The 5,600-nt window shown below is 32.8% G+C and carries 6 protein-coding genes; 4 read left to right on the plus strand and 2 right to left on the minus strand.

Annotation, left to right across the window (positions count from 1 at the left end; translation table 11 throughout):
* Window positions 1–282 precede the first annotated feature (282 nt).
* Window positions 283–492 carry a T9SS type A sorting domain-containing protein gene (locus tag PSU83_RS14745; protein ID WP_363319834.1) on the minus strand — a complete coding sequence of 70 codons (210 nt, stop codon included), beginning with the start codon at window positions 490–492 and terminating at the stop codon, window positions 283–285.
* 419 nt (window positions 493–911) lie between these two features.
* Between PSU83_RS14745 and PSU83_RS00900 the strand changes: the two genes are divergently transcribed.
* The 4 genes from PSU83_RS00900 to PSU83_RS00915 all read left to right on the plus strand — a co-directional run bounded on the left by PSU83_RS00900 (window position 912) and on the right by PSU83_RS00915 (window position 4,402).
* The gene (locus PSU83_RS00900; RefSeq protein ID WP_300585686.1) at window positions 912–1,370 is read left to right on the plus strand and encodes a sterol desaturase family protein; all 459 of its coding nucleotides are present in this window, start codon (window positions 912–914) and stop codon (window positions 1,368–1,370) included.
* A 152-nt stretch (window positions 1,371–1,522) separates the two neighbouring features.
* Window positions 1,523–2,983 (plus strand): 1-hydroxycarotenoid 3,4-desaturase CrtD, encoded by a 1,461-nt coding sequence (gene crtD / locus PSU83_RS00905; protein WP_300585688.1) that lies wholly within the window; start codon window positions 1,523–1,525, stop codon window positions 2,981–2,983.
* Entirely contained in the window at window positions 2,980–3,621 is a 642-nt protein-coding gene (locus PSU83_RS00910) for a carotenoid biosynthesis protein (RefSeq protein ID WP_300585690.1), read from the plus strand. Before crtD ends, PSU83_RS00910 begins: the two co-directional genes overlap by 4 nt.
* Window positions 3,622–3,700: 79 nt before the next feature.
* Window positions 3,701–4,402 (plus strand): DUF3291 domain-containing protein, encoded by a 702-nt coding sequence (locus tag PSU83_RS00915; protein ID WP_300585692.1) that lies wholly within the window; start codon window positions 3,701–3,703, stop codon window positions 4,400–4,402.
* Between the two features lie 6 nt (window positions 4,403–4,408).
* Here PSU83_RS00915 and PSU83_RS00920 read toward each other — a convergent pair whose 3' ends face one another.
* The gene (locus tag PSU83_RS00920; RefSeq protein ID WP_300585694.1) at window positions 4,409–5,338 is read right to left on the minus strand and encodes a class I SAM-dependent methyltransferase; all 930 of its coding nucleotides are present in this window, start codon (window positions 5,336–5,338) and stop codon (window positions 4,409–4,411) included.
* Window positions 5,339–5,600 lie beyond the last annotated feature (262 nt).

The raw sequence follows: 5,600 nt of genomic DNA on the forward strand, positions 1-5,600 counted from the left end.
CCTGACAAAGCTCCGCTTTGAAAGAAGAGAAGGAATAAAAATGCTTGAGCAAGCTCAGACATTTTTATTCCTTCTCTTCTTATTCGTGAACTCTATAGACTTACTTTCAAACCAAATTATAAGTTTTCTTGAAAATTTAATTCGAAATTTAGCTTAAAAATAGCCTCAAAAATTATTTTAGGTTCTATTAATATTTGCCTAATAAAAGGTAGAATCTCCAAAATATATGAATCAATTAAGACAAAAAGACATTTTAAAAGACTAAAATTATTAAATGCTAGCCTATTTTTTTACAAACTTCGCATTAAGTACTATTCCATTAGTTTCCACCTGAATAAAATATAATCCAGAAGCCCATACAGAAACGTCAATTGAGTTTTGATAATCCCCCTTAAAAACTATTTGTCCTGAGGCATTATATATAATCATTTGTTTTGGTTCTGCTTTGGACAAAAATAAAGATAAGGTGGTTTGAACTGGATTCGGTACCACGATTAACTTTATTGTTTGATCTTCGTCAATGGTAGTTACCTAACATTTTATTTGAAAATATATTCAAAGGAGAAGACTAAAAAAATTGTCCGCTAGAATGATCAATCTTGATAATAGTAATTGATAAACAAGTTTCTACTCCACGTTATTTATTAACTACTTTTTTATTGTGTCTAATAAAATACTAAAAAAAGAAAGCAAATAAATAAATTTGCTTTTTAAATACTTATATTTGTTTAGCTTTTTGATAATTTTGTTAAACATTTATTTTATTTATGTAATGTTTGACTCATAAATGTATTTTTTTTAGTGTATATGAATTTTGTAAGACACTGACAAAAAAACTTCTGTTTTGGACGTAAAACTTTGCCAAAACATAATTTTATTGGTATTGATACTTTCAAATAATATTTGTATATATGGGATTTTTAATTATTTTTTTAACTTTTTGGGGTATGGAATTTATGGCTTGGTTTACCCATAAATATGTGATGCATGGTTTTTTATGGAATTTACATTTTGACCATCATACACCCAATAAAGATTCGTTTTTTGAAAAAAACGATATGTTTTTTATGATTTATGCCGTTCCTTCCTGGTTGTGCATTATGCTAGGTTCAATGTTTGCTTTTTGGACTGTTATGTATATTGGTTTTGGCATTTTGGCATACGGAATTGCGTATTTTTTGGTTCATGAAGTATTTATTCACCAGCGGTTAAAATGGTTCAGAAATAGCGACAATGTTTATCTAAGAGCTATTCGTAGAGCACACAAAGTACACCACAAACACAGAGGAAAAGAACAAGGAGAATGTTTTGGGATGTTGATTGTACCATGGAAATACTTACAACAAGAACTCAAAAAAGTAAAAGCTTGAGATTAATTTGTAAAAAGATACTACCCAATTACCAATTTGTGTGAAAGCAAAATATAAAATGACGGTTTTGAATATTACTATGAGGATTTGTAGTCTAGTACTTTCCCAAATAACAACTTATAATTGACTTATTTTTTAATAGCAAACCCTTTATGAAGAAAGCAATAATTATTGGTTCTGGTATTGCAGGAATTGCTGCTGCAATTCGGCTACAAAACAAAGGGTATAGAGTTCAAGTTCTTGAAAAAAACTCCTATCCAGGAGGAAAACTTACCCAACTTAGTGGAAATGGTTTTAGGTTTGATGCTGGACCATCACTTTTTACCATGCCTCATTTAGTTACAGAACTATTTGAACTATCAGGAAAAAAAGCATCGAATTATTTCAATTATGAACAGTTAGATGTCATATGCAATTACTTTTATGAAGATGGTACGCGCATTTCTGCAAGCGCAGATATAGCTGTATTTGCTGACGAAATTGAGAGGAAAACTACCGATACAGCTGAAAAAGTAAAAAAACATTTAAACAAAAGTAAGTTTATTTATGGCGTTACAAAAGAGCAGTTTTTAGAAAAATCGCTACATAAAATAAATTCGTTTCTCTCCTTGTCGACACTTGTTGCTGTAATCAAACTTCCTTTTCTAAATATCTTCAGTTCAATGAATCAAGTGAATGAAAAAGCTTTTACTGATACAAAAACCATACGATTATTTAATAGATATGCCACTTACAACGGATCAAATCCATACAAAGCGCCAGGTATTTTGAATATAATTCCCCATTTGGAATTTGGTTTAGGCGCTTATTTGCCAAAAGGCGGAATGCATTCCATCACAAACAGTTTGGTTACACTTGCAAAAGAAATAGGAGTTGAATTCCATTTCAATCAAGAAGTAACAGCAATTGAGACAACCAATAATTTGGTAAAAAGTGTAACAACAACTTCCGATAAGTTCCTTGCCGATGTGGTAGTATGCAATGCAGATATTCACACGGTATATGAGAAATTAATACCTTCCGCAAAGAAACTGAAAGAAGTAGACAAACAAGAACGATCGAGCTCTGCACTCATATTTTACTGGGGAATTGATAAAGAATTCCCTGCATTAGACGTGCACAATATTATGTTTACCGAGGACTACAAAACAGAATTTGACCACATTTTTGAGTCTAAAACAATCTATGAAGATCCAACGATATATATCAACATTACGAGCAAACATATCAAGGAAGATGCGCCCGAAGGAAAAGAAAATTGGTTTGTAATGATTAATGTGCCTTCTGTATATGGTCAAGATTGGGATTGTATGGTTGCCGATGCCAGAAAAAATATACTAAGAAAAATATCAAAAAATTTGGGTGTAGCTATTGAAAGTCTCATCCTATTTGAAGAACATTTAACGCCACAACTCATACAAGATAAAACCTATTCGTTCAAAGGTTCGTTATATGGAACTTCAAGCAATAGTAGGTTTGCAGCATTTTTTCGTCACAAGAATTTTTCCTCTCAATACAAAAATCTCTATTTCGTTGGAGGAAGTGTGCATCCCGGCGGAGGAATTCCATTAGCACTTTCATCCGCAAAAATCATTGAGCAACTAATAAAATGATAAAAAACGTTACTATAGAAAACCGTTGGATTTTGCTTTTGCTATTGTTCTATTTTTTTGGAACACTAGGAATAGCCACAGAGGTGTATAAAAATTTCTTTTTACCACTAACACCGCTTAATTTACTGCTTACACTAGTTGTCTTTTACCGCGTAAACAACGATTTTAGCAAACGGTTTTTACTTCTATCTGTGCTTATTTTTCTAATCGGATTTTCAGTTGAGGCAATTGGCGTTATCACGGGTGTTTTATTTGGGAGTTATTCTTATGGTAGTCTATTTGGATTTAAAGTTTTTGAAACTCCGTTAATAATTGGTGTCAATTGGTTGTTTTTAGCACTGAGTACTTATGGTGTTGCCCAATATTTTACCAATAAATGGTATTTATTAATCCTTATTCCGCCTCTGTTAATGACCGGATTAGACTTCATAGTTGAACCAGTCGCTGTCAAACTGGGATTTTGGAGTTGGGAAAATGATAATATTCCGTTTCAAAATTATGTGATGTGGTTTGCAACAAGTATCTTTATTCACGGATTGATTTACCTTTTTCGCCCGATAATAAATGCTAAAATTAGTTTTATTGTTTTCATCGCGCAACTTATTTTTTTTGGTGTCTTGAACGTTTTATTAACCTGATTTTAAAACAAAATACCTTAGTTAAGCAGCAGACAAAATACTAACTATTTGATAGAATAAATTATCTGTACTAATAAATATGAGCCAACAAATCACGACTATTTCCTTTTTTAAATATGCCTCGTTACCTAATAAGGCATGGGCTTTTATGATGATGCAATTTGCAAAAAAAGGACTGTCTACGGTAAATGGTTTAACTTTTTACCGTCTGATGGGCAGCGGAAAAGGGAGAGGTTTTAATCCGATGCCCGATTGGTCTATTTATTGCCTGCTTCAGGTATGGGAATCAGAAGAAGCTGCCAACACTTTCTTTTCATCTTCTGATTTAATAAAACGGTATACAGACCACACTGAGGAGATATTCACGCTTTATATGAAAAATATTTCAGCAAGCGGAACATGGGTTGGCAAAAATCCTTTTGAGAAAGCTGCTGACTTTGACTCTACACAACCTATTGCTATTATTACTAGAGCTACTATTAAATGGAATTGGCTCCTTCGATTTTGGAAATATGTGCCTACTTCAGAAGAGGGATTAGAAGGCAATGAGGGTTTGCTATATACTAAAGGAGTTGGAGAAGTTCCCATAATTCAGATGGCGACTTTTAGTTTGTGGAACAACTTTGAGTCAGTAAAACAATTTGCTTACAAAAGCAAACAACACCAAGAAGCCATCAGAAAAACACGCCAATACGAATGGTACTCAGAAGAACTTTTTTCTAGATTTCAACCTTATAAATCAACGGGGACTTGGGAAGGTAAAAACCTTTTGGTTTTTTAAAAAATACTATTGTGGCGTTGCAATTACGGTCATTATGCCAAAAGAAGATTTTTTTTCCTTCCATTTCTTTGGCATAAAAAGTACCATGCCTAGCATAAATTCCCAAAACTCCTCTTCCATGTTTTTATCCCATTGGATTCCTTTTTGTTCCATCTCGCTCATCCAGTATAGTAAATAAGGATCCATAGTTCCATAGGTGAGTACTTTAGTTACTTTCCAACCACTTTTTTCGAGAAGCAGGGTTACATTGTTTGGTGAAAATAATGATATATGTCTTGGTGTGTGCCAGCCTGCCCAATGTGCGCCATATTTTTTTCTACTTGTTGAATCAAAATTAGGAATTTCAATAATCAATGTTGTTGATGGTTTGGCAATTGATTTTAAATAGCTAAGGTTTTCAAGCGGCGTATAATCATGCTCTAAATAATGCCACATCGTTATTACATCGGGGTTCAGATTACGTGGTAAGTCTTTTATTTCTGCAACTTGCAAATCTAACCCTTCAAAATGGGCAGGTTGCTCTTTCCATCCTTCATCACTAAAGTCAATACCTATAGTTTGGCAATGTAACTCTTGTTGGCATGCCTTTAAAAAACTTGGATTGCCACAGCCAACGTCAAGTATTAAAGATTCTGGTACTATATTATGTGCCGCTTGTATGCGCTTTACCCGTTTTAAATCTAACGTATGCTGGCTGCCTTCTACTAATTTTTCATACTTACCCCAAGCTTTTGCGCCTCTGTAAGGAAGGTAATAAGATGTATAATAGTTTTGTATTGCAGCTACAGAAACTCTTGGATTTATAAAAACTAGTTTACAATCATCGCATTGGTCAAAATTGAACAACTCTTTATCCGAATGCATCTGAGCCGTTGTTGTAATAAAAGAACTGATGGAAGTACCTTTACAAATAGGACAAGTAATAAGTTGCTGCATGAAGTTATATATATCTTTTTGTAATGCTATTTGAATTCAAATAACGAGTAACAAAGGTAGTAATTGTAGCGTAATATGTCATTTGCAACGACAGTATTTGTATTAATATAATCATTTTATCATCACTAGTCGACATAAATCAATAAAAAAAGTATAACCAAAAAGAAGTACTCCATAAATTAAAAGCAAAAGGGTTAAAAAGTAGTAGAATGGATATACTAATTTAGCTTCCAGTTGGAGTTAAGAATAAAATCTTAATTTT

The sequence above is a fragment of the Flavobacterium sp. genome, from assembly GCF_029945805.1.
Classification (GTDB): Bacteria; Bacteroidota; Bacteroidia; order Flavobacteriales; family Flavobacteriaceae; genus Flavobacterium.

Coding starts and splice junctions, on each gene's coding strand:
- PSU83_RS00900 (WP_300585686.1), top strand. CDS start 912: ATGGGATTTTTAATTATTTTTTTAACTTTTTGGGGTATGGAATTTATG.
- crtD (WP_300585688.1), top strand. CDS start 1,523: ATGAAGAAAGCAATAATTATTGGTTCTGGTATTGCAGGAATTGCTGCT.
- PSU83_RS00910 (WP_300585690.1), top strand. CDS start 2,980: ATGATAAAAAACGTTACTATAGAAAACCGTTGGATTTTGCTTTTGCTA.
- PSU83_RS00915 (WP_300585692.1), top strand. CDS start 3,701: ATGAGCCAACAAATCACGACTATTTCCTTTTTTAAATATGCCTCGTTA.
- PSU83_RS00920 (WP_300585694.1), bottom strand. CDS start 5,338: ATGCAGCAACTTATTACTTGTCCTATTTGTAAAGGTACTTCCATCAGT.